Source organism: Klebsiella sp. MS 92-3, assembly GCF_000195655.1.
GTDB lineage: Bacteria > Pseudomonadota > Gammaproteobacteria > Enterobacterales > Enterobacteriaceae > Klebsiella > Klebsiella pneumoniae.
The window spans coordinates 1-1190 of sequence record NZ_GL882714.1 but is presented as its reverse complement, the minus strand read 5'-3'; the positions used below and the strand labels follow the sequence as shown (position 1 = coordinate 1190).

General features: G+C 61.3%; 1 protein-coding gene. It reads left to right on the top strand.

From position 1 onward, the window contains the following. Positions 1–1190: transketolase family protein (locus tag HMPREF9538_RS25725; RefSeq protein ID WP_009483914.1), on the top strand; the 1190-nt coding region annotated here is incomplete at both ends.

The following is a 1190-nucleotide window of genomic DNA, read 5'->3' as shown; positions in this document are numbered from 1 at the left end:
CCTCACTGGCTACGATCTGCCGATATCCGAGCTGAAAAACTTCCGCCAGCTGCACTCCAAAACCCCGGGTCACCCGGAAGTCGGCTACACCGCAGGCGTGGAAACCACCACCGGTCCGCTGGGCCAGGGTATCGCTAACGCGGTCGGGATGGCTATCGCCGAGAAAACCCTGGCGGCGCAGTTCAACCGTCCGGGACACGATATCGTCGACCACTACACCTACGCCTTCATGGGCGACGGCTGCATGATGGAAGGCATTTCTCACGAAGTGTGCTCCCTGGCCGGTACCCTGAAACTGGGTAAACTGGTGGCGTTCTATGATGACAACGGCATCTCCATCGACGGCCACGTTGAAGGCTGGTTCACCGATGACACCGCGAAACGCTTTGAAGCCTACGGCTGGCACGTGGTGCGCGGCGTGGACGGTCACGACGCTGACGCCATCAAACGCGCGGTAGAAGAAGCACGGGCGGTCACCGACAAACCGTCCCTGCTGATGTGCAAAACCATCATCGGTTTCGGTTCGCCGAACAAAGCCGGTACCCACGACTCCCACGGCGCGCCGCTGGGCGACGCCGAAATCGCCCTGACCCGCGAAGCGCTGGGCTGGAAACACGCGCCGTTTGACATCCCGTCTGACATCTATGCCCAGTGGGATGCCAAAGAAGCCGGCCAGGCGAAAGAAGCCGCATGGAACGAGAAGTTTGCGGCTTACGCCAAAGCCTTCCCGCAGGAAGCAGCCGAATTCACCCGCCGTATGAAAGGCGAGATGCCGTCTGACTTCGACGCGAAAGCTAACGAGTTCATCGCGAAGCTGCAGGCCAACCCGGCGAAAATCGCCAGCCGTAAAGCCTCGCAGAACGCCATCGAAGCCTTCGGCCCGCTGCTGCCGGAATTCCTCGGCGGCTCCGCAGATCTCGCGCCGTCCAACCTGACCCTGTGGTCTGGCTCTAAGCCGATCAACGAAGACGCTGCCGGGAACTACATCCACTACGGCGTGCGCGAGTTCGGTATGACCGCTATCGCCAACGGTATCGCGCTGCACGGCGGCTTCCTGCCGTACACCTCCACCTTCCTGATGTTCGTGGAATACGCGCGTAACGCGGTACGTATGGCCGCGCTGATGAAACAGCGTCAGGTGATGGTCTACACCCACGACTCCATCGGTCTGGGCGAAGACGGCCCGACTC